Below are 21,769 nucleotides of genomic sequence, written 5' to 3' on the forward strand. Positions count from 1 at the left end.
CCTCCGGCTCGGCGCACGCCCTGCCACACCTCCGACATCGCGTCGCACCTGCGGGTGCGGCGCGATGTCGCATTTGCGCGCGGTCGCCCGCTGCGGGTCCGTCGGTTGCGTCGACGTCGCGCTCGACGCCGTTGCTGGAACGTTCGCACAACCGGCGTTGTACGAACGTTCCAGCAACCGGTCAGGCGGTCGGGCACTGGCGCAGGGCCACCTCGGTCGTCCCCTCCTCGAGGCAGCGCGCAAACCCCGAGCCGGCGCCGCGATCGCCGTGCCCGGAGGCTCGGCCGGCCCGCGCCGTCACGGCTTCGTAAGGGTTCGATGCCCCTCAGTCGCCGCGTGGCACCTAGGTTGAGGCACGTGACGACCGACCTCATCCTGCCGTGTCGCGACGAGGGGCGGGCCCTGCAGGACCTGCTGCCGCGGGTGCCGGCCGACTTCTCGGTCATCGTGGTCGACAACGGGTCGAGCGACGACACCGCCGACGTCGCCCGCGGGCTCGGTGCCCGGGTCGTGACCGAGCCGCGGCCGGGGTACGGCGCCGCCGTGCACGCCGGGCTCCTGGCCGCCACGGCCGAGCACGTCGCCTTCATGGACGGCGACGGCTCCTTCGACCCCGACGAGCTGCTGGTGATGCTCGCCGACGTGGTGGAGGGGCGCGCCGACATCGCCGTCGGCCGCCGGCGGCCCGTCTCCTCCGGGGTGTGGCCGTGGCACGCCCGCCTCGGCAACACTCTCATCGTCGCGTGGCTGCGCCGCCGCATCGCCCTCGACGCCCACGACATCGCACCCATGCGGGTGTGCCGGCGCGCGGACCTGCTGGCCCTGGACGTGCAGGACCGCCGGTTCGGCTACCCCGTGGAGCTGCTGCAGAAGGCGAGCCGGGCGGGCTGGCGCTTCGTGGAGCACGACGTCGCCTACCACCCGCGCGCGGCGGGTACCCGGTCGAAGGTGTCGGGCTCGGTCCGGGGCACCGCCCGGACCGCGCATGACTTCTGGAAGGTGCTCGAGCGATGAGGATCCTGCTCGTGGCCAAGGCTCCCGTGCCGGGGCACGCCAAGACCCGGCTCGGTGAGCACGTCGGGCACGAGGTGGCCGCCGACGTGGCCGCTGCGGCGCTGGCCGACACGATCGAGACCTGCAACGCCTCCGGGGCCGACCGCCACCTGTCGCTGGCCGGCGACCTCGCCGACGGCGTACGCGCCGAGGAGCTGCGGGAGCTGCTCGTGGGGTGGACGATCACCCCGCAGCGCGGCGACGGCTTCGCCGAGCGCCTCGTCAACGCCCACCTCGACGCCGGTCCGGGCGCCGTGGTGCAGATCGGCATGGACACCCCGCAGGTCACCGCCGCGGCGCTCGCGGGGGTCGCCGACGGCCTGGCGGGGCGCGACGCCGTCGTCGGCCCCGCCGAGGACGGCGGGTGGTGGGCCCTGGGCCGCACCGACCCCGGCGTCGCCCGGGCCCTGGCCGGGGTGCCGATGTCGACCCCGACCACCTGCACCGACACGGTGGCCGCGCTCGAGCGGGCCGGGCACACGGTCGCCCTGACCGGCACCCTCCTCGACGTCGACACCGTCGAGGACGCGCGCCGGGTCGCCGCCGAGGTCCCGGGCAGCCGCTTCGCGAAGGCGTGGGGTGAGCGGTGAACGAGGTGCCCTTCACCACCGTCTTCACGCTGGCCCTGCAGGGCGAGCCGACCCACGTCGTCGGCGTCGCCGACGAGCCGGTGGCCCTGCCGGTCTCGGAGTGGACCCAGCCCGCCGACGAGCACGACCACCGGCTGGTCGACCTGTGCGTGGGGCCGACGCTCGACGTCGGCTGCGGCCCCGGCCGGCTGACCGCCGAGCTCGCCGAGCGTGGCCACGTGGTGCTCGGCATCGACGTGGTCCGCGAGGCCGTCGGCCAGACACGTGAGCGCGGTGGGGCCGCCATCGTGCGCGACGTGTTCGACGAGCTGCCCGGGGAGGGACGCTGGGAGACCGCGCTGCTCGCCGACGGCAACGTCGGCATCGGCGGCGATCCCCTCGCCCTGCTGCGGCGGCTCACCGAGGTCGTCGACCCGCTCGGCCGCGTCGTGGTCGAGGTCGCCGGGCCGGGGGTGGCGGCGAGCACCCACTGGGCCTCGCTCCAGGCCGGCGACCAGCGCAGCCGCCCGTTCCGGTGGTCCGTGGTGAGCGTCGACTCGATCGGCGAGACCGCTGCGGAGGCCGGGCTGGCCGTCTCCTGCGTGGAGCGGATCGGCGAGCGCTGGGCCGTGGTCCTCCAGGGCTCGCCGCAGCCATGAGGCTCGCCGCACCGACCCCCGAGCACTTCACCTCGCGGCTGCGCAGCCCGGCGGTCGCGGCGCGGGTGGGCGTGTGGCTGGGCATCGCCTTCTCGATCTGCTTCCTCACCGGGCTGGTCAGCCACTGGGCGCAGGACCCCGGTCAGCCGATCCCCTTCCCGACCAGCCCGTCGTGGGGGTACCGCGTCACCCAGGGGCTGCACGTGATCACCGGCACGGCCGCCGTACCCCTGCTGCTGGTCAAGCTGTGGACCGTGCTGCCGAAGTTCTTCGAGCGGCCCCCGCTGCGCGACCCGCGCCGGCTGCTCCTCACCTCCCTCGAGCGCGCCTCGATCGGCGTGCTCGTCGCCGCGGGTGTCTTCCTCCTCGCCACCGGGCTGATGAACTCCAGCCAGTGGTACCCCTGGGCGTTCTCGTTCCGCGCCACCCACTACGCGGTCGCGTGGATCGCCATCGGCGCCCTCGTGGTGCACGTCGCGGTCAAGCTGCCCGTCATCCGGGACGCGCTCACCAGCCACGTCGACGACACCCGCCACGACCGGCCGACCGCCGTCGAGCCCGGCGCCCTGTCGCGCCGCGGGCTGCTGCGAACGACGTGGCTGGCCGGCGGGGTCGCGGCGCTCGCCACGGCCGGCAGCGCCGTGCCGGTGCTGCGCGACGTCTCGGTCCTCGGCGTCCGGTCGGGCGACGGTCCGGCCGGGATCCCCATCAACAAGTCCGCCGTCTCGGCCGGCGTGACCGGCACGGCCACCAGCGCGGCGTACCGCCTGGAGGTGGCGTACGGCGACCGCTCGGTGTCGCTGAGCCACGACGACCTCCTCGCCCTGCCCCAGCACACCGAGACCCTGCCGATCGCGTGCGTGGAGGGGTGGAGCGCCAGCGGGTCGTGGACCGGGGTGCGCGTGGCCGACCTGCTCGACCTGGTGGAGGCGCCGCGCGGCGACGTGCGCGTGGAGTCGCTGCAGGAGTCCGGGCCGTTCCGCGTCACGACGCTGCAGGACCAGTTCGCCCGCGACGAGCGCACCCTGCTCGCGCTGGCCCTCGACGGCGAGACGCTCTCGCTCGACCACGGCTTCCCGTGCCGCGTCATCGCGCCCAACCGGCCGGGCGTGCTGCAGACCAAGTGGGTCACCCGGCTGGAGGTGCAGGCATGAGGACGCGCGCCGCGCTGGTCGCCGTCGGCGTCCTCGTCGGGGCGTACGGCGCCTGGCTGCTGCTGTCGCGCCAGGACCCCGGCCAGCTCGCGAGTGCGGCGCTCTGGCTGGCGGTCGGGCCGCTGCTGCACGACGTCCTGCTCTCGGCCGTCGTGGTCGTCGTGGCCGCCCTCGGGGCGCGGCTGCTCCCCCGGTCCTGGTGGGCACCGGCCACCGTCGCGCTGGTCGTCATCGGCACGGTGACCGTGGCCGCGGTGCCCGTCCTCGGCCGTTTCGGCGCCCGGCCCGACAACCCCACCCTGCTCGACAGGAACTACCTGCTCGGCTGGCTGGTGCTGACCGGCCTGGTGCTCGCCGCAGCCGCCCTCGGCGCCCTCGTCGGCTCCCGACGTCGCCGGCACCCGGGGGACTGAGGCGTGGCCCGGGTGCTGGTGGTCGAGGACGACGTGACGGTGCGCGAGGTGGTGGTGTCCTACCTGCGCGCGGCCGGCCACGACGTCAGCGAGGCCCCCGACGGCGCCGCCGGCCTCGAGCTGATGCAGCGCTCGCCCGCCGACCTGGTGGTGCTCGACCTGATGATGCCGGGCATCGACGGACTCGAGGTGTGCCGGCGGCTGCGCAGCGGCGGCGACGTACCGATCGTGATGCTGACCGCGCTGGGCGGTGAGCAGGACCGCGTGGTGGGGCTCGAGCTGGGCGCCGACGACTACGTCACCAAGCCGTTCAGCCCGCGCGAGCTCGTGCTGCGCGTCGACTCCATCCTGCGGCGCACCGGGCGCACCTCCGAGGAGCCGGCCCTGCTCACCGACGGTGACCTTGTCGTCGACGCCGCGCGCCACGAGGCGGTCCTCCGCGGCGTCGTGCTGCCCCTGACCGGCCGCGAGTTCGACCTGCTGCGCCACCTCGTCGCGCACCCGGGCCGCGCCTTCTCGCGCGACGACCTGCTGCGCGAGGTGTGGGGCTGGACCGTCGGCGACCAGTCGACGGTGACCGTGCACGTGCGGCGGCTCCGCGAGAAGGTGGAGGCCGACCCGACCAGCCCGGTCCGGCTGGTCACGGTGTGGGGCGTGGGCTACCGATGGGAGACGGCATGAACGCGGAGCAGGTCGAGATCCTGATCGTGGCGCTCCTCGCCGCCGTGGCGGTGGGGGCGCTCGGGCTGCTCGCCGGGTGGCTGCTCAGGTCGGCGTCGGTGCGCTGGCAGCTCGGGCTCGTCGCCGCCGTCGCGGTCCTCTCGGTGCTCGCCGGGGTGCTGGCGGTGGCGCAGCGGATGTTCCTGATGCGGCACGACCTCGAGGTCGTCACCCTCGTCACCGGGGCCGCCGCGGTCAGCTCCTTCCTCGTCGCCTACGCCCTCGGGGCCGCGCTGGTGCGCTGGTCGCGCGGCGTGCAGGAGGAGGTGCGCCGCATCGGCACCGGGGTGGCGCCGGTGCCGTCGACCGGGCCGCGCGAGTTCCAGGAGCTCTCCGCCGAGCTGACGGCCACGGTGGCCCGCCTGGAGGAGTCGCGCGCCCGCGAGGCCAGGCTGGAGGGGTCGCGCCGCGAGCTGATCTCGTGGGTCAGCCACGACCTGCGCACCCCGCTGGCCGGCATGCGCGCGATGACCGAGGCCCTCGAGGACGGCATGGCCGCCGACCCGCAGCGCTACCACCGCCAGATCCGCGCCGAGGTCGACCGGATGGTGCGCATGGTCGACGACCTCTTCGAGCTCTCACGCCTGCACGCCGGGGTCTTCCGCATCGACCCCCAGGAGGTGGCGCTGGGCGACCTCGTCAGCGAGGCGATCGCCGGCGCCGACCCGGTGGCCCGGGCGCGCGGCGTACGCCTCGACGGCAGCGTCGACCGCGGGCTCCAGGTGCACGCCGACCCGCAGGGCCTCTCGCGCGTGCTCGCGAACCTGCTGATGAACGGCATCCGGCACACCCCCGGCGACGGACGCGTGGAGGTCACCGGACGCGCGGTCGCCGGCGGGGTCGAGCTCAGCGTCACCGACGGCTGCGGCGGCATCCGCGAGGAGGACCTCTCCCGCGTCTTCGACGTCGCCTGGCGCGGCGGCACGGCCCGCACCCCCGAGCACGACCCGGCCGACGACCGGACCGCCCGCGCCGGTCTCGGCCTGGCCATCGTCAAGGGCATCGTGGAGGCGCACCGCGGCGTGGTGGAGGTCGTCAACGAGCCCACGGTGCCGGGCTGCCGCTTCCTCGTGCGGCTCCCGGACTGAGCGCGGTGCAGGTCCGGTCCCGGGCAGCTCTCGTGGGGCTGCTGGTGGCGCTGCTGGTCGTCGCCGCCTCCGTCGCCGTCCCGCAGCTGGCCGGCTGGGACGTCGTCACCCGCCGCGACGACGTCGACGAGCTCCCCCCGCTGCACGGCTTCTGGCGGCCGAGCGTCGCGCCGATGAGCGTGGTGGCGGTGCTCCTCGCCGGCGCGGCGTGGCGATGGGCGCCCGCACTGGCGCAGCGGCTCTCCTGGCGCGGGCTCCTCCTCGCGTCGTACGCCGCGGGGCTGGCGTGGCTGCTCGTCCTCGCCCTCGTCGACGGCACCGACGGCATCTCGCGCGCGCTCGGCAACCCGTTCGAGTACCTCGGCACCGCGCGCGACACCGACGACGTCGGGCTGATGCTGCGCACCTTCATCGACCGGATCCCCTACACCGCCGAGGACAACTGGGTCACCCACGTCGCCGGCCACCCGCCGGGGGCGCTGCTGTTCTTCGTGGGCCTGGTGCGGATCGGGCTCGGTGGCGACCTGGCCGCGGGCCTGGTGGTGACCGCGATCGCCGCCACCACGGCGCTCGCGGTGATGTCGACGGTGCGCACCCTCGGCTCCGAGGCGGTGGCCCGCACGGCGGCGCCGTTCCTGGTGTTCACCCCGGCAGCGGTCTTCATGGCGGTCTCCGCCGACGCGCTGTTCGCCGCCGTCGCGGCCTGGGGACTGTGCGCGCTGGCAGTCGCGACCCGGGCCCGGGGACGGCGGTGGATCGGCTGGGCAGGGCTGGCCGGCCTGCTGCTGGGCGCGTGCGTGTTCCTGTCCTACGGCCTGCCGCTGCTCGGCCTGCTCGCCCTCGCCGTGCTCGTGCTGGGCCGCTCGTGGCGGCCGCTGCCCGTGGCGGTGCTCGCCGCCCTCGCGGTGGTCGCCGCCTTCGCGGTGGCCGGCTTCGCGTGGTGGGAGGCCTACCCGGTGCTGGTCGACCGGTACTGGGACGGCGTCGCGGCCGAGCGGCCGCAGGCGTACTGGGTGTGGGGCAACCTCGGGGCGCTGCTCATCTCGGCCGGTCCCCTCCTCGGCGCCGGGATCGCCCACGCGGGCTCGCGCCGGCGTCGTACCGACCGGACGGTGCTGCTGCTCGCCGGCGCGGCTCTGGCGGCCGTGGTGGTCGCCGACCTCTCGCGGATGTCGAAGTCGGAGGTCGAGCGCATCTGGCTGCCGTTCATCCCGTGGCTGACGCTGACGACGGCCGCGCTGCCGACGCCGTGGCGGCGCTGGGGCCTGGCGCTGCAGCTCGCGACAGCGCTGGTCGTGCAGCACCTGCTCTACACGAGCTGGTGACGATCAGGCGCGCAGCGGGGCGGTCGCGAACTCCTGCAGGCCCTCGTCGGGCCCGATCGCCGCGGTGAACCCGAGCTCCGCGCGCGCCCGCTCCGGCGAGGCGACGATGTGCCGCACGTCGCCGAGCCGGTAGCCGCCGGTGACCTCGGGCTCGAGGCCGCTGCCCGTGCCGGCCGCCACCTGCCGCGCCACGTCGAGGATGGACACGGGCTGCCCGGAGCAGACGTTGTAGGCGGCGTACGCGGCTGCGTCGGCCTCGGCCACCCGGCGCATCGCCAGCACGTTGGCCCGGGCCACGTCGTGGACGTGCACGAAGTCGCGCATCTGCCCGCCGTCCTCGTAGACCGTGGGCGCCTCCCCGCGCTCCAGGGAGGAGCGGAACATCGCCGCGACCCCGGAGTACGGCGTGTCGCGGGGCATGCCGGGGCCGTAGACGTTGTGGTACCTCAGCGCGATCGCCGACGCCCCGGCCTGCCTCACCCAGGCGGCGGCGTAGTGCTCCTGCGCCAGCTTGCTGGCGGCGTAGGTGCTGCGGGGGTCGAGCCGGGCGTCCTCGTCGACGAGCTCCCACGCCAGGGCCTCCCCGCAGACGGGGCAGTGGTTCTCGAAGTCCCCTGCGTCGAGCGCGGCGACGCCACGGGGGCCGGGGACCTGCGGCCCGTGGTCCGGGCAGGCGTAGCGGCCCTCGCCGTAGACGACCATCGAGGACGCCACGACGAGGCGGCCGACGCCGGCCTCGTGCATGGCCGCCATCACGGCCGCAGTGCCGAGGTCGTTGTGGGCGGCGTACTCCGGCAGGTCGGAGACTGCGACGCCGGCGCCCACGAGTGCCGCCTGGTGGCAGACCACGTCGACGCCGTCCAGCAGCTCGGCCCAGGCCCGCGACGTCGCGGCGTCGCGGACGTCGAGGGTGTGGGTGCCCCTCGGTGGCTCGCCGGCACCGTGGGCGTTGGCCAGCATGACGTCGACGGGCACGACCTCGTCGCCCGCCTCGGCGAGCTGCGCTGCGATCGCGGAGCCGATGAACCCGGCCGAGCCGGTGAGCAGCACCCTCATCGGCTCTGCCCCTCGCCGGGCACCTGGTAGGTGAGCTCCACGTCGTCGGCCCACGAGGCGCAGGTGCAGCCGTCGGGGTCGGGCAGCGCCTCGATGGCGCCGCGGAGGATCCCTCCCAGCCGGTCGAGGTTCTGCCTGAACATCGCGAACACCTCCTCCTGCCCCACGCCCTCGCCCGAGCCGGCCCCGGCGTCCATGTCGGTGACCAGGGCGATGGAGGCGTAGCACTGGAGCATCTCGCGGGCCAGCGCCGCCTCCGGCGCACCGGTCATGTTGATGAGGTCCCACCCCTGGTCGGCATAGTGCCGGGACTCCGCGCGGGTGGAGAAGCGCGGGCCCTCGACGACGACCATCGTGCCGCCGGCGGTGATGTCCTCGTCCGCTCCGGACAGGGCCGCGCTGAGCTGCGGGCAGTACGGGTCGGCGAAGGGCAGGTGCACCGCCCCGGTCTCGACGTAGGAGCCGGTCCGCCGAGTGGTGCGGTCGACGAGCTGGTCGGGCACGACCAGGTCACCCGGCGCCACCCGCTCGCCCAGGCCGCCCACCGCGCACGGGGCGAGCACCTGGCGCACGCCGAGGGAGCGCAGCGCCCACAGGTTCGCGCGGTAGTTGATCGCGTGCGGCGGGTGCTCGTGGTGGGGCCCGTGCCGCGGCAGGAACGCCACGCTGCGCCCCGCCACGGTGCCGATGGAGAGGGGCGCCGACGGGGCGCCGTACGGCGTCTCGACGAGGTGCTCGGCGGGGTCGTCGAGGAAGGAGTAGAAGCCGGTGCCGCCGATGACGGCGACGTCGGCCCACTGGATCGGTGCGGTCACGCCGGACACTCTGCCAGCCCACCGCCAGCGGCCGCCGTCGCGGTCAGGGCGTCCACCCGGTCGCGGCGGCCCAGCGCTCGGCCGCCTCCACCACCAGGTCGCACACCGGGTCCTTGACGTCGTAGTAGGCGTCCGCGTCGTCGGGGTGCAGGCGGGCCAGCGCCGTCTTGATCGCGGCGTACGAGCCCGCGGCGGACGCCGAGTGGCGCAGGTGGTCGCGGAAGAGGAGCGCGTAGCGCTGGTTGGCCCGGCCCCGGGCGCGGACGTGGAGGTGGGTGGGCCGCCAGGCGGGCGGAGCCCGGAAGTAGCGCTTCTCCCACTCCTCGGGCTCGTCCGGCGCGCCGGCAGGCACGTGGTCGGCCCGGATGTCGGTCGGCGTGGCGCCGAGCCGCTCCATGGCCGAGGACAGGCGAGGGTCGTCGAGGTCCTCGACGGTGACCTGCACGTCGACGACGTCCTTGGCGGCGAGGCCCGGCACGGAGGTGGAGCCGATGTGGTCGACGCTCACCGCGACGTCGCCGAGCGCCTCGCGGAGCAGCGCCTGGACCTCGCGGAACTCGGCCGGCCAGGCCGGGTCGTAGGGCCGGACGACGATGCGCGCGGTCATCGGGCGGCGCCGTCCGTGGCGAGCGCCCGGATGCGGGCGTCGAGGTCGCGGCGGTTGTCGCGGCGCACGCGCGCCTCCACGACCTCCACCCCGCCGTTCGGGGCGGCCAGCGCCTGCTGCAGCTCGGGCAGCGACCCGACCTGCCAGTGCGGGGTGCGGGTCGCCGCGCACAGCGAGGCCAGGTCGACGCCGTGCGGCGTGCCGAAGAGCCGCTCGTAGGCGGAGGCGTACGGCGCGGCGCCCTGCTCGAGCATGGTGAAGATCGAGCCGCCGTCGTCGTTGACCACGACGATCGTGAGGTCGGGACGCTCCTCCGCCGGGCCCATCACCAGGCCGCCCGCGTCGTGCAGGAACGTCACGTCGCCCATCAGGGCGAAGGCCCGGTCGGACCGGCGTCCCAGGGCGGCCCCGATCGCGGACGACACCGTGCCGTCGATGCCGGCGAGACCGCGGTTGGCGACCACCTTGCGGCGGGCGCCCACGGCGTACCGCGGGACCATCAGGTCGAGGTCGCGGATCGGGCTGGACGCACCGACGACGAGCAGGCCCTCCGGCGGCAGTGCGGCCGCCACGGCGCCGGCCACCTCGTACGGCGTGAGGTCGGGCTCGGCGGCGAGCAGCGCGTCGAGCCGGCGGGCGACCGCGGCATCGGCGGTGTGCCACTCCTGCAGCCACGCGGGGCCGTCCGCCCCGTTCGGCTCGTCCGGCTCGTCCGGCGGCGGGGTCAGGGCGTCGAAGGCGGTGTCGACCGCGAACGGCCGCTCGGGCCACGCCCCGGGGATCCGCTGCGCCCACACCTCGACGTCGTCGCGGGCCAGCAGCCGGGTGACCGGCCGCGACAGGGTCGGGTGGCCGAGGACCACCACGCGCTCGACGCGCCGGCCCAGGTCGCCGTCGAGGAGGAGCCGGTAGCAGCGCATCGCGTTGGCGCCGGTGCGGGATCCGCTCGACGGCTCGGCCAGCAGCGGCCACCCGGCCTGCTCGGCCAGCGTCCGCGCCGGCGGGCCGGCGTGGTCGCCGGCCACGACCACGGTGCGGGGCCCGGCGGCGATCTGCGTGCCGCCCTCCTGCCGCCAGGGCCACTGCCGCTCCCGAGGCGGCGCGTCCGGCAGCCAGTCGACGGCGTCGTCCTCGGGCAGGAGCGGCTCGTCGAGGTGCACGTTGAGGTGGGTGGGGCCGGCCTCGACGAGCGTGAAGGAGGCGGATTCGGCGGCCAGGTCCCGGGTGGCCACGAGCGGACCGAAGACGCCCACCTGGTCGGTGGACTGGTTGGCGTTGGTGCCGCGCATGGACGCCGGCCGGTCGGCCGTCACGACCACGAGGTCGAGGGCCGCGTGCGCCGCCTCGAGCACCGCCGGGTGGAGGTTCGCCACCGCGGTCCCCGAGGTGCACACGACGGCCGCCCGGGCGCCCACCTTCGTGAGCCCGAGGGCGAGGAAGGCCGCCGACCTCTCGTCGATGCGCGAGTGCAGCCGCACGCGACCGGCCTGCGCGGCGGCGAGCACCGCGAAGGACAGCGGGGCGTTGCGCGACCCCGGCGCCACCACCACCTCGCTCACCCCCGCCTCGACCAGCCGGGCGACGATCCCCCGGGCGAGGTCGGTGGACGCGTTGCTCACGGCTGCTCCCGGCGCACGGCGCGGACGTCCTGCAGTCGCTGCTCCCAGTGCGCCACCCGGTCGGACGAGGCGCGCAGGCGCCCCAGGGCCGCGGAGTCGACCACGGGCATGCCGACCGGCAGCCACCCGGCCGGCGGCAGCAGCGGCTCGGTCACCAGGTCGTCGTCGAGGAGCTGCACGGTGGCGAGCCCGCACGCGTGGTCCAGGGTCGGCAGCGCCGCGGCCAGCGCGACGCCCGCGGCGATGCCGATCGAGGACTCCAGCGCGGAGGAGACCACGACCGGCAGCCCGATGTCCTCGGCGATCCGCAGGCACGCGCGCACGCCGCCGAGGGGCTGCACCTTGAGCACCGCGACGTCGGCCGCCTCCAGGTCGCGCACCCGGTAGGGGTCGGTGGCCCGGCGGATGGACTCGTCGGCGGCGATCGGCACGTCGACGCGCCGGCGTACGCGGGCGAGGTCCTCGACGTCGGCGCAGGGCTGCTCGACGTACTCCAGGCCGCCGGCGGCCCGGTCCAGGACGGGGATCGCGGAGACCGCCTCGTCGAGCGACCACAGGCCGTTGACGTCGATGCGGATCCGGCCGTCGGGGCCGAGGGCGTCGCGGACGGCCTCGACGCGGGCCTGGTCGTCGGCGAGCGTCTGGCCGGGCTCGGCGACCTTCACCTTGGCGGTGGAGCAGCCGCCGGCGAGCGCGATGGAGTGCGCCGCGTGGGCGTCCACGGCCGGCACGGTGACGTTGACCGGCACCTGGTCGCGCACCGGCTCGGGCCAGTCGCCCGCCGCCGCCTCCTCGGCGCACCGCAGCCACGGCTCGGCGACCTCGGGCGGGTACTCCAGGAAGGGGCTCCACTCCCCCCAGCCACCCTCGCCGCGGAACAGCACCCCCTCCCGCACGGTGATGCCCCGGAACCGGGTGCGCATCGGGATCGAGAACACGTTCATGCGGGCTCCTTCGCGGCGATCTCTCTCAGGGCGAGTCTGTCGACCTTGCCGTTGGCGAGCAGCGGCAGGGCGTCCAGCGTGACGACCCGGCGCGGCGCCCAGGAGCGCGGGTGCTCGGCGGCCACCCAGTCACGCAGGTCCGTCAGGTCCGGCACGTCCGGTCCGCCGACCACGAACGCCACGACGCGCTGCCCCCACTCCGGGTCCTCCGTGCCGAGCACCTCGCACTCCCGCACGCCCGCGTGCGTGCGCAGGCGGGCGGCCACGGCCGGCAGCGGCACGTTGACGCCGCCGCTGACCACCACGTCGTCGAGCCGGCCGAGCACCCGCAGCCGGCCGTCCTCGTCGAGCCGGCCGGCGTCGCTGGTGAGGTACCACCCGTCCACGAGCGTCTCGGCCGTCAGCGCCGGGTCGCCGTCGTACCGCTCGAAGACGGTGGGGCCGCCGAGCCGGATCCGGGAGTCGGCAGCGATCGCGACGGCGACGCCGTCGAGCGGCAGCCCGTCGTAGACGCAGCCGCCTGCGGTCTCGCTCGCGCCGTACGTCGCGACGACGTGCACGCCGGCATCGGCGGCGCGACCGCGCAGCGCGGGATCGATCGGGCCGCCGCCGAGCAGCACCGTGTGCATGCTCGCGAGCGCGGCCACGTCGTCGGCGGAGTCGAGGAGCCGGTGCAGCTGGGTGGGCACCAGCGAGGTGAACGCCGCGTCGCCCCACCCGCCGAGGACCGGCTCGTGCCCGGCGACCAGCGAGCGGACGATCACCTGCACGCCCGCGACGTACGACGACGGCAGGGCCAGCGCCCACCGACCGGAGTGGCCCAGGCGGCGCGCCGACGCCGCCACGGAGGCCAGCACCGCGTCGCGCGACAGCACGACCCGCTTGGGGGCGCCGGTGGAGCCGGAGGTGGTGATGAGCAACGGGTCGGGCCGCTCGTCGTCCAGCCACCCCGCCAGCGCCACGACCGCGGCGGCCGGGTCGTCGGGCGGCTGGAGGAAGGTCACGCGACGCACGCTAGTCGTAGGGGCGTCCCGGCTGCCTGGTTGGATGACCCGGTGACCACCACCGCCGACTGGGTCGCCGGGGCGCGCCCACGCACCCTGCCCGCCGCCGTCGCCCCCGTGCTCGCCGGCACCGGCGTCGCGACGTACGCCGACGGGCTGGTGTGGTGGAAGGCGCTGCTCGCCCTGGTGGTGAGCCTGGCCCTGCAGGTGGGCGTCAACTACGCCAACGACTACTCCGACGGCATCCGCGGGACCGACGACGCGCGGGTCGGGCCGATGCGGCTCGTGGGGTCGCGGGCCGCGACGCCGGGTGCGGTGAGAGCGGCCGCCTTCGCGTGCTTCGGCGTGGCCGCGCTCGCCGGGCTGGTGCTCGCCGTGACCACCGCGTGGTGGCTGGTCGCGGTCGGCGCCGCGTGCATCGTCGCGGCGTGGTTCTACACCGGCGGCTCGAGGCCGTACGGCTATCAGGGCCTCGGCGAGGTCATGGTGTTCGTCTTCTTCGGGCTCGTGGCCGTCGTCGGCACGACGTACGTGCAGACGCAGGAGTGGCTGTGGCCCGCCCTGTACGCCGGCGTCGGCGTCGGCTCGCTCGCCTGCGCGATCCTGGTGGCCAACAACCTGCGCGACGTCCACACCGATGTCGAGTCGGGCAAGCGCACCCTCGCCGTACGTCTGGGCGAGCAGCGCACCCGCTACCTCTACCTCCTCCTCGTGCTCGCCGCCGCCTTCGCGGTCGTCGCCGTCGCCGCCTCCACCACCTGGTGGGTCCTGGGCGCCCTCGCCTTCCTCGTCATCGCCACCCCGCCCCTCCGCGCCGTGCTCGGCGGCGCCAGCGGCCCCGGCCTCGTCCCCGTCCTCGCCCAGACGGGCCTCGCCCAGCTGTGGTGGTCCGCGCTGGTGGTGGTGTTCCTGCTGGTGCCGTAGGGAGGCGGGGTCGGAATCCCCGGATATCCGGGGATCCCTGCGGTTTGACCGCGTTGCAAAGCCAGCGAAGCGCGAGCAGCCACTACGAAGGTCAGGCACCCTGCGACGTCCGGCGCGCCAGCAGCGCTCGGATCCGGCGACCCGTCTGCTGGCGTCTGGCCAGGTCGGTCCACGAGATCCGGATGCACACCCAGCCGGTCAGCAGACAGACGAGCTCCTCGCGGCGCTTCTCCCGCAGCAGGAACTCCTCCAGACCCTCGCCCTCCAGCCGGTGCCGGAAGTACTTCTCCCGGCCGTCGAACTCGAGGAAGACCCCATGCTCGGGCCAGGCGAAGTCGAGTCGCGCCACGACGAGCCCGTGCTCGTCGCGGACCTCGACCTGGGGACACGGTCGGGGCAGGTGCTGATCCCAGCACAGGAAGAGCGTGCGTGACTCGCCCACCGACTCCACGCGTGGGTCGGCCAGCCTGATCACCAGGTCTGCCGCAAGGCTGCGGGGCCAGAACCGCATGTCGCCCGTCAGCGTCGCAACTGCCTCCGGCGTGGAGAGACCCATGTGCAGGATGCCGTTGACGGTCACGAGCGTCGACTCCACCGACCCCGTGGTGGACATCTCCACTGCCACCCGCGTGGGATGCGAGGCGCGCACGCCGTTGACCGGGACGACGTGACTGTCGGGAAGGACTCCGCGGTGCTGGACCACGCCGGCCTCACGGCGACCCGCCCGGCCATCGGTGCGAGTCAGGTGGACGATGCCGAGGTCGCGGCCCCACACCGGTGCGCCGTGCTCGATGGCGGCGGAGTGGTGGGTGAGGACCGCCGACGGGTGCGCGGTCCGCAGCACGGCACGCGCCAGCAGCCGATGGCGGTCAGCGGTGGACAGCGACCGCCACAGCAGCCCCGAGCAGTACGCGCCTCGGCGCAACCGGTGCCACTCTCCGTGCGCGACCAGCGCTGCGATCGCACGGTCGGTGTATCCCTCCGCGACCGCGTCCCTACGCAGGAACGCGGCTCCCTCGAGGTCGAGCAGTCCTTCGGCCATGCGAGGACTCTGCCGCGGATGTGACCCCAGCGCGTCGACACCGGAGCGCACCTGTGGACTACGCGCAAGCTTGGCACTGGTTGCTCGCGGTTTGCTGGCGTTGCAACCAGTGCGAACCGCAGGGATCCCCGGATATCCGGGGATCCCAACCCAGCCCCTACTCCACGTCCTCGCGACCCCGACGCTCCTCGAAGGCGGCGGAGGCGCGGTGGGCGCGCTCCTCGACGCGGCGGGCGAAGGCCTCGCGCTGGCGATTCAGCAGGAAGTACGACGCGATGCCGGAGACGATGAAGGCGAGCACCACCGTCCAGACCGCGTGCACGCTGTCTCGGCCCGCGACCAGCGACCACACGCCCACGACGATCAGCAGCGACGCGACGAAGACCAGCAGCCGCATGGCGGTGTAGACGACGAACTCCTTCACCCCGCCAGGGTAGGCCGTCACCAGTGAGCGCCTACATTGGGAGGGTGCTGAAGTTCCTGCTGATCGTCTTCCTCTTCGCGCTCGCGGTCTACCTGCTCATCCGGGTGATCGAGCGCCGGGGTGTCCAGGGGATGCCTCAGCGCCCGAAGCGGCCGCGCCGTCCGCAGCGCCCCGCCGCTCCCGACGACGACCCGGACTTCCTGCGTGACCTCGACCGGAAGAACCGGAAGAAGCGTCAGAAGGACGAGCCCGACTCCACCTGACCGGTCACGCTGATCGGCGCGGACCCCTCGGCGTAGGAGTGCTGGGAGGTCGTGGAGAAGAAGTTGATCCCGATGAAGTTGAACCACAGGGTCGCCACTCCCACCAGCGCCAGGATCGCGGCGTTGCGGCCGCGCCAGCCGGCCGTCGTCCGCGCGTGGAGGTACGCCGCGTAGACGACCCAGGTGATGAACGCCCAGACCTCCTTGGGGTCCCAGTTCCAGTAGGAGCTCCAGGCCTGGTGGGCCCAGATCGGGCCGGTGATCAGCACCGCGAAGGTCCACACCGGGAAGCCGAAGGCGTGCATCCGGTAGGAGATGCGGTCCAGCCCTCGCAGGTCGGGCACGCGGGCGAGGTAGCCGGTGGACTTCTGGGTGTACGTCGTGCGCGACTTCAGCAGGTAGAGCAACGACGCGATGCCACCGAGGGTGAACGCACCGGTGGCGATGACCGCCGACACCACGTGGATGACCAGCCACGGCGAGTAGAGCGCCTCGGTGAGCGGCGCGACGGGGTCGTAGAGCCAGATGACAGCGGCCATCATCACGGTCAGCACGACGCCGACGACGATCGGCGCCATCCACGCCAGCCGGAGCCGGCGGTAGAGCGCGAGGTAGATCAGCGCGACGAAGAAGGCACCGGAGATCGAGAACTCGTACATGTTGCCCCACGGCACCCGGTTCGGGTCCGCGGCCATGCCCCGGCCCAGCAGCCCCACGAGGTGGACGCCGCAGCCGATCACGGTGAGGAGCACGCCGAGCCGCCCGAGCATGGCGGTCCGGCCGGTGGTGACCTCGGTGTCGGCGGGCAGCTTGCGCAGCGACGCCCACTGGCCGAGGTGGCACAGCAGCGCGAGGAAGTAGACAGCCCCGGCCACGGCGATCGCCTGGTTGCTGAGGTTCTCCCACGACTGGTCGCTCACGCGTCCTCCTTGATGGCTTGCCTGATGTCCTCGAGCTCCTCCGCCACGTCCCCGCCGTCGCTGCGGTCGAGCCCGCCCAGCTCCACCAGTGTCTGCCCTGCCTCGCGGCGTACACGAATCCAGACCCGACGCGGGCGGATGAAGAGCGACCCGAGGAGCCCGAGCAGGGCCAGGCTCACGCCGGTGAGCGCGACGAGCTTGCCGGGCGTGCGGCTGATCTGGAGCTTGTTCCAGCGCTGGAGCCCCTCGAAGGTCACCGAGCCGGCACCGTCGGGGAGCTTCGCGGTCTCGCCGGGCCGCAGGTCGAGCCGGAACATCGACCCGTCCGCCTTCGTGACCTGCTCCGCCCTCGACGTGTCGAGCGCGTAGATCGACTGCGGCGCACCGCTGCCCATGCTGAGGTCGCCGGTGTAGACGGTCATCGAGATGAGCGGGTCCAGGGCGTTGCCGAACGCGGAGTACGGGCCACCCTCACGTCCTTCGCGGAAGGCGAAGGTCGGGTAGAGCTCGCCCTGCAGCCCGATCTCGGTGGGCTCCGCACTGTGGGCCTTGACGACGCCGAAGGAGCGGAAGGTCTGGTCGTTCGGCAGGAAGACCGTGGGCCCGCTGAGCGCCACGTTGCCCTCGCCGTCCGTCACCGTGATCACCGGGGCGTAGCCGTGGCCGATGAGGAACACCTCGGTGTCGCCGATGCTCAGCGGGTGGTTGACCCGCAGGTCGTAGGCCTCCTCCGGGGCGTCGGGCGACTCGCGGTAGCTCAGGTGCGAGACGAAGTTCTGCGCCATCCCGCTGCGCGGACCGCTCTCGAGCCAGTCGACCTCGAAGTCGTCGATGTCGAAGCTGAAGGGCTCCATCCACTCCTGCCGGAACAGGCTGCCCGGCAGGAAGTCGTCGTAGCTGCGGACGTCGTTGGCGAAGCCGCCGCCGACCACCACGATCGCGCCGCCCCGGTAGCCGAACAGGCTGCCCATCGCGAAGCCGACCAGGACCACGACCACCGAGATGTGGAACACCAGGTTGCCGGCCTCGCGGAGGTAGCCGCGCTCGGCCGCCACCGTGGCGTCGCCCGCGGCGTCCCGGACGTCGACCCGGAAGCGCCGCTTGCGCAGCACCCGCGCCGCACGCGCGAGGACGTCGTCGGTCTCCTCCTGCGTGGTGTACGACGCGGAGTGCGGCAGCCGGTCGAGCCGGGCGGGGGCCCGGGGCGGGCGGGCCCCCATCGCGCGCCAGTAGACGGCCGTGCGCGGGATGATGCAGCCCACGAGGGAGACCATCAGCAGCAGGTAGATCGCGGCGAACCACGGCGAGTCGTAGACCGAGAACAGCCCCAGCCACTCGTAGATCGGCGTCAGCGTCGGGTGGGCCTCCTGCCAGCGCGAGGTCTTCAGCGAGTCGACGTCCTGCTGCGGGACGATCGAGCCGGGCACGGCCGCCAGCGCGAGCAGCAGGAGCAGGATGAGCGCGGTGCGCATCGAGGTGAGCTGCCGCCAGGACCAGCGAGCCGTCTCGCGCAGGGTCAGCTCGCCGGCACGGCGAGGCGTTGCCGGCTCGCTCACACCGGGACCTCGGTGCCCAGGATGAGGTTGACCTGCAGCCAGGTCACCATGTCGTCCCACCAGCCGGTGACGAGCAGGATCCCCACGGCCACGAGCATCAGGCCGCCGGCCCGCATCACCCAGGCCTGGTGGCGGCGCACCCAGGCGAAGGCGCCCAGCGCCCGCCGGTAGGCCAGCCCGGCCACGATGAACGGGATGCCCAGGCCCGCGGCGTACACGCCCGACAGCAGGGCGCCGCGGCCGGCCGTGGCCTCGTTGAACGACAGCGTGTTGATCGCAGCGAGCGTGGGCCCGAGGCAGGGCGTCCAGCCGAGCCCGAAGAGCACGCCCAGCAGGGGTGCGGCCGCCAGCCCCACCGACGGCACGGCGTGGATGCGCCAGTCCCGCTGGAGCAACGGGACGAACCCCGCGAACGCCAGGCCGAGCACGATGGTCAGCGAGCCGAGGACCACCGTGACCTCACGCTCGTACTCGGTCAGCCGAGCCCCGAGCGCTCCCGAGGCGATGCCCAGGGCGACGAAGACCGCGGAGAAGCCGAGCACGAAGAGCACCGAGCCGAGCAGCATCCGGCCGCGCCGCCGTCCGGCCTCACCGGAGGCCAGGTCGGCGCCCGACAGGCCGGTGGCGTAGGAGAGGTAGCCGGGCAGCAGCGGGATCACGCAGGGCGAGAAGAACGACACCAGGCCGGCGACGAGCGCTACCGGCAGCGCGAGCAGGAGGGAACCGGCGGCCGCCTGCTGGGAGAACCAGTCACCCATCCTCGGCGGCCACCTGCTCGACGAGGTCGACGAGGGTCTGCGTCGAGGGGATCTCCCCGTTGATCGCGGCAGCGACTCGACCCGTGCGGTCGAGCACCACCGTCGCCGGGACGCTGCGCTGGTTCAGCGTGCCGGCGAAGGGCAGCAGCGCCCTGCCGTCCGGGGAGTAGACGGAGCGGAACGACAGCTCGTTGCTCCGGGCGAACGCCTGGGCCTGGGCGGGGTCGGGGTCACGGAAGTTGATCCCCAGGTAGCCGACCTCGTCGCCGGTCTGCTCTGTGGCGTCCACCAGGTCGGGGGCCTCGGCCTGGCACGGTCCGCACCAGGAGCCCCAGACGTTCACCACGACGACCTCGCCACGCATCTCCTCCAGGCTCACCGGCTGCCCGTCGAGGTCCTCGCCGGACAGCGCGATCGGGTCCCCGCGCTCGGCGGAGTCCACCTGCGAGATCCTGCCGTCGCCGGTGATGTAGCCCTTGTCGCCGGTGCCCGCCAACGACGTGCACCCGCTCAGCACCAGCAGGGCGACGACCACCAGGGTCGCGACACGGGTCATCAGGGTCGCTTCTCCTCGGGGGCCCCGCCGGACGAGAAGGGCGCGGACCGGTCCTGCACCGGGATCAGGTCACCGGCCGGCTCGGAGTAGCTCACCTGCGAGAGCGTGTCGCCGGTGAAGTGCAGCGAGGTGAGCGAGCAGAGCGTGCACTGGCGGTTCTTGGGGTGGTGGACGTAGGACCGCTTCTCGACGTGCAGCCGCGTCGTCCAGATCGGCAGCTGGTGCGACACGATCACCGCCTCGTGGCCCCGGGCGGCGTCCCGGGCGTCGTGCACGGCCGCCATCATCCGGCTGGCCATGGCGTCGTACGGCTCGCCCCACGACGGCGTGAAGGGGTTGTAGAGGTGCTTCCACAGCCGCGGCCGCTTGACGATCGTCATGGCCCCGTCGGCGAAGCTGAGGCCCTCGAAGTCGTTGACCGACTCGATCACCCGGTCGTCCACGAGAGGCGCCAGTCCACGCCGCTCGGCGAGCGGCGCACCGGTCTCCTGAGCGCGCTCCAGCGGGGAGACCCGCAGGTGGGTGATGTCGCGGTCGCCGATCGTGTCGGCGATGCGCTGGGCCATCCGGCGGCCGAGCTCGGAGAGGTGGAAGCCGGGCCGGCGGCCGTAGAGGACGCCCTCGGGGTTGTGCACCTCACCGTGGCGGAGCAGGTGCACGACGGTCTTCTGCACGGTGTCCTGCGGGGCGTTGCCGGCCATGGCGATCAGCGTCCTTCCGAGGAGGCGGCAGCAGCGGCGCGGGCGGCGCCCGGCAGCGCGTCGAGCACGGTCTGCACCGCACGGTCGTCGTGGGCCGCGGAGAGGAACCACGCCTCGTACGCCGACGGGGGCAGGTAGACCCCGGCGTCGAGCATGGCGTGGAAGAAGGCGGCGTACGCCGCGGTGTCCTGGGCGGAGGCGTCGGCGAAGTCGCGCACCGGCCCCTCGGCGAAGAAGACGGAGAACATCGTGCCCGCCGCCTGCACGGCGTGGGGCACCCCCGCGGCGCTCAGGGCGTCGCCGGCGGCCTGCTTGATCGTGGTGGCCACGGCGTCGATGTGGGAGTAGACGTCGTCGGTCGCGAGCCGCAGCGTGGCGAGGCCCGCCGTGGTGGCGATCGGGTTCCCCGACAGCGTGCCGGCCTGGTAGACGGGCCCCTCCGGGGAGAGCCGCGACATCACGTCGCGACGGCCGCCGAACGCCGCGGCCGGGAAGCCGCCGCCCATCACCTTGCCGAAGGTCATCAGGTCGGGGCGCCATCCCTCGACTGCGCCGTCGAGACCCCAGCCACCCTCGCGAGTGGCGCGGAACCCGGTCATGACCTCGTCGCTGATGAACAGGGCGCCGTGGTCGCGGCAGGTCTGGGCCAGGAAAGCGTTGAAGCCAGCGGTCGGGGGGACGACGCCCATGTTGCCCGGCGTCGCCTCGGTGATCAGGCAGGCGATCCGGGAGCCGTGCTCGGCGAAGGCCCGCGTGATCGCCTCACGGTCGTTGTAGGGCAGCACGATGGTCTCCCCAGCCGTGCTGGCGGAGACGCCGGGCGTGCCCGGCACTCCGAGCGTCGCCAGGCCGGAGCCGGCACTGGCGAGGAGCGCGTCGACGTGGCCGTGGTAGCAGCCGGCGAACTTGATCACGAGGTCACGTCCCGTGAAGCCACGGGCCAGCCGGATGGCCGACATCGTCGCCTCGGTGCCGCTCGAGACGAAACGGACCCGGTCCACCGGCGTGCGCGCGACGATCTCCTCGGCGAGCTCGACCTCGGCCTCGGTGGGGGTGCCGTAGGAGGTGCCCCGCGACACCGCTTCCGCGATGGCGGCCTGGACGTCCGGGTGCGCGTGGCCCAGCAGCATCGGGCCCCACGAGCAGATCAGGTCGACGTAGTCGTTGCCGTCCACGTCGCTCAACCAGGCCCCGCGCGCGCTGCGGATGAAACGAGGTGTCCCGCCCACGGCCGAGAAGGCTCGAACCGGCGAGTTCACGCCCCCCGGGGTCACGGACCGGGCTCGCTCGAACAACGCGGCAGACGTGGTCACGGGGCGGTCGGTCACTCCCCTATTGTCGCCCAACGCCCAAGGGACGTCCGACCCGGCACCGTCCGGCGGGGTCGGGTGCGTGACCCAGACCTCAGCGAGGCTCGGTCCACCCCTTGTCCACGACCCGGCTCGGGGCGATGATGACGGGGTCACCTTCTCCACGGAGGGCTCGGATCCGGTCGTGCGTGTGGCCTGGATCACACGGGGGTGTGGCGGGCGTAACTCGGCGTGACAACATTCGTTGGAACCGTGCGTGATCTTGAGGGAGACCGCGCGCGGATCCAGC

At 74.0% G+C, this 21,769-nt stretch carries 24 protein-coding genes; 10 read left to right on the forward strand and 14 right to left on the reverse strand.

Translation table 11 applies throughout. The features are described 5' to 3' along the window. The first annotated feature begins 357 nt into the window (after positions 1-357). From QZX64_RS12195 to QZX64_RS12230, 8 genes are read left to right on the forward strand one after another with little or no spacing between them, the layout of a single operon-like run. Positions 358-1,014: a glycosyltransferase family 2 protein gene (locus tag QZX64_RS12195; protein ID WP_295660205.1), complete on the forward strand. Its 657-nt coding sequence runs from the start codon at positions 358-360 to the stop codon at positions 1,012-1,014. Beyond that, a complete protein-coding gene (locus QZX64_RS12200; RefSeq protein WP_295660209.1) occupies positions 1,011-1,643 on the forward strand; it encodes a DUF2064 domain-containing protein in 633 nt (210 codons plus the stop codon). Before QZX64_RS12195 ends, QZX64_RS12200 begins: the two co-directional genes overlap by 4 nt. Beyond that, positions 1,640-2,281, forward strand: a complete 642-nt coding sequence (locus QZX64_RS12205; protein ID WP_295660211.1) for a bifunctional 2-polyprenyl-6-hydroxyphenol methylase/3-demethylubiquinol 3-O-methyltransferase UbiG — start codon at positions 1,640-1,642, stop codon at positions 2,279-2,281. The genes QZX64_RS12200 and QZX64_RS12205 overlap by 4 nt, the downstream gene beginning before the upstream one ends. After that, positions 2,278-3,435 (forward strand): molybdopterin-dependent oxidoreductase, encoded by a 1,158-nt coding sequence (locus QZX64_RS12210; RefSeq protein ID WP_295660214.1) that lies wholly within the window; start codon positions 2,278-2,280, stop codon positions 3,433-3,435. The genes QZX64_RS12205 and QZX64_RS12210 overlap by 4 nt, the downstream gene beginning before the upstream one ends. Next, positions 3,432-3,848, forward strand: a complete 417-nt coding sequence (locus QZX64_RS12215; RefSeq protein ID WP_295660215.1) for a hypothetical protein — start codon at positions 3,432-3,434, stop codon at positions 3,846-3,848. The genes QZX64_RS12210 and QZX64_RS12215 overlap by 4 nt, the downstream gene beginning before the upstream one ends. A gap of 3 nt (positions 3,849-3,851) precedes the next feature. Beyond that, a complete protein-coding gene (locus QZX64_RS12220; protein ID WP_295660217.1) occupies positions 3,852-4,529 on the forward strand; it encodes a response regulator transcription factor in 678 nt (225 codons plus the stop codon). After that, positions 4,526-5,656, forward strand: coding sequence for a sensor histidine kinase KdpD (locus QZX64_RS12225; protein WP_295660219.1), 1,131 nt, complete (start codon positions 4,526-4,528; stop codon positions 5,654-5,656). The genes QZX64_RS12220 and QZX64_RS12225 overlap by 4 nt, the downstream gene beginning before the upstream one ends. 5 nt (positions 5,657-5,661) lie before the next feature. Further along, positions 5,662-6,981 (forward strand): hypothetical protein, encoded by a 1,320-nt coding sequence (locus QZX64_RS12230; protein WP_295660221.1) that lies wholly within the window; start codon positions 5,662-5,664, stop codon positions 6,979-6,981. Between the two features lie 3 nt (positions 6,982-6,984). On the opposite strand, the gene QZX64_RS12235 is transcribed toward QZX64_RS12230, so the two are convergent. From QZX64_RS12235 to QZX64_RS12260, 6 genes are read right to left on the reverse strand one after another with little or no spacing between them, the layout of a single operon-like run. After that, entirely contained in the window at positions 6,985-8,037 is a 1,053-nt protein-coding gene (locus tag QZX64_RS12235; protein WP_295660223.1) for an NAD(P)-dependent oxidoreductase, read from the reverse strand. Next, the gene (locus QZX64_RS12240; RefSeq protein WP_295660225.1) at positions 8,034-8,852 is read right to left on the reverse strand and encodes an S-methyl-5'-thioadenosine phosphorylase; all 819 of its coding nucleotides are present in this window, start codon (positions 8,850-8,852) and stop codon (positions 8,034-8,036) included. Before QZX64_RS12240 ends, QZX64_RS12235 begins: the two co-directional genes overlap by 4 nt. A 43-nt stretch (positions 8,853-8,895) precedes the next feature. Beyond that, positions 8,896-9,459, reverse strand: a complete 564-nt coding sequence (locus QZX64_RS12245) for a GrpB family protein (protein ID WP_295660227.1) — start codon at positions 9,457-9,459, stop codon at positions 8,896-8,898. After that, positions 9,456-11,078: a 2-succinyl-5-enolpyruvyl-6-hydroxy-3-cyclohexene-1-carboxylic-acid synthase gene (gene menD / locus QZX64_RS12250; RefSeq protein ID WP_295660229.1), complete on the reverse strand. Its 1,623-nt coding sequence runs from the start codon at positions 11,076-11,078 to the stop codon at positions 9,456-9,458. Before menD ends, QZX64_RS12245 begins: the two co-directional genes overlap by 4 nt. Further along, the gene (locus QZX64_RS12255; protein WP_295660231.1) at positions 11,075-12,022 is read right to left on the reverse strand and encodes an o-succinylbenzoate synthase; all 948 of its coding nucleotides are present in this window, start codon (positions 12,020-12,022) and stop codon (positions 11,075-11,077) included. The genes menD and QZX64_RS12255 overlap by 4 nt, the downstream gene beginning before the upstream one ends. Further along, entirely contained in the window at positions 12,019-13,026 is a 1,008-nt protein-coding gene (locus QZX64_RS12260; RefSeq protein WP_295660233.1) for an AMP-binding protein, read from the reverse strand. The genes QZX64_RS12255 and QZX64_RS12260 overlap by 4 nt, the downstream gene beginning before the upstream one ends. Positions 13,027-13,077: 51 nt before the next feature. Here QZX64_RS12260 and QZX64_RS12265 point away from each other — a divergent pair, with 51 nt between their 5' ends. After that, a complete protein-coding gene (locus QZX64_RS12265; protein ID WP_295660234.1) occupies positions 13,078-13,950 on the forward strand; it encodes a 1,4-dihydroxy-2-naphthoate polyprenyltransferase in 873 nt (290 codons plus the stop codon). A 91-nt stretch (positions 13,951-14,041) separates the two neighbouring features. On the opposite strand, the gene QZX64_RS12270 is transcribed toward QZX64_RS12265, so the two are convergent. Together QZX64_RS12270 and QZX64_RS12275 are read right to left on the reverse strand one after the other, a co-directional pair. Then, positions 14,042-14,992, reverse strand: coding sequence for a type IV toxin-antitoxin system AbiEi family antitoxin domain-containing protein (locus QZX64_RS12270; RefSeq protein WP_295660236.1), 951 nt, complete (start codon positions 14,990-14,992; stop codon positions 14,042-14,044). A gap of 157 nt (positions 14,993-15,149) precedes the next feature. Next, positions 15,150-15,416, reverse strand: coding sequence for a DUF4229 domain-containing protein (locus QZX64_RS12275; RefSeq protein ID WP_295660238.1), 267 nt, complete (start codon positions 15,414-15,416; stop codon positions 15,150-15,152). 44 nt (positions 15,417-15,460) lie between these two features. Here QZX64_RS12275 and QZX64_RS12280 point away from each other — a divergent pair, with 44 nt between their 5' ends. Continuing rightward, positions 15,461-15,679, forward strand: coding sequence for a hypothetical protein (locus tag QZX64_RS12280; RefSeq protein WP_295660240.1), 219 nt, complete (start codon positions 15,461-15,463; stop codon positions 15,677-15,679). Here the strand turns inward: QZX64_RS12280 and ccsB are convergent. From ccsB to hemL, 6 genes are read right to left on the reverse strand one after another with little or no spacing between them, the layout of a single operon-like run. Next, a complete protein-coding gene (ccsB, locus tag QZX64_RS12285) occupies positions 15,652-16,599 on the reverse strand; it encodes a c-type cytochrome biogenesis protein CcsB (protein WP_295660242.1) in 948 nt (315 codons plus the stop codon). The genes QZX64_RS12280 and ccsB overlap by 28 nt on opposite strands. Beyond that, the gene (locus tag QZX64_RS12290) at positions 16,596-18,155 is read right to left on the reverse strand and encodes a cytochrome c biogenesis protein ResB (protein ID WP_295660244.1); all 1,560 of its coding nucleotides are present in this window, start codon (positions 18,153-18,155) and stop codon (positions 16,596-16,598) included. Before QZX64_RS12290 ends, ccsB begins: the two co-directional genes overlap by 4 nt. Then, positions 18,152-18,913, reverse strand: coding sequence for a cytochrome c biogenesis CcdA family protein (locus QZX64_RS12295; RefSeq protein WP_295660246.1), 762 nt, complete (start codon positions 18,911-18,913; stop codon positions 18,152-18,154). Before QZX64_RS12295 ends, QZX64_RS12290 begins: the two co-directional genes overlap by 4 nt. Beyond that, positions 18,906-19,469 carry a TlpA disulfide reductase family protein gene (locus QZX64_RS12300; protein ID WP_295660248.1) on the reverse strand — a complete coding sequence of 188 codons (564 nt, stop codon included), beginning with the start codon at positions 19,467-19,469 and terminating at the stop codon, positions 18,906-18,908. Before QZX64_RS12300 ends, QZX64_RS12295 begins: the two co-directional genes overlap by 8 nt. Further along, positions 19,469-20,170, reverse strand: a complete 702-nt coding sequence (locus tag QZX64_RS12305; protein ID WP_295660250.1) for a histidine phosphatase family protein — start codon at positions 20,168-20,170, stop codon at positions 19,469-19,471. The genes QZX64_RS12300 and QZX64_RS12305 overlap by 1 nt, the downstream gene beginning before the upstream one ends. Before the next feature lie 5 nt (positions 20,171-20,175). Next, positions 20,176-21,498 carry a glutamate-1-semialdehyde 2,1-aminomutase gene (gene hemL, locus QZX64_RS12310; RefSeq protein ID WP_366558550.1) on the reverse strand — a complete coding sequence of 441 codons (1,323 nt, stop codon included), beginning with the start codon at positions 21,496-21,498 and terminating at the stop codon, positions 20,176-20,178. Between the last annotated feature and the right edge of the window lie 271 nt (positions 21,499-21,769).

The sequence above is a fragment of the uncultured Nocardioides sp. genome (assembly GCF_902805925.1).
Classification (GTDB): domain Bacteria; phylum Actinomycetota; class Actinomycetes; order Propionibacteriales; family Nocardioidaceae; genus Nocardioides.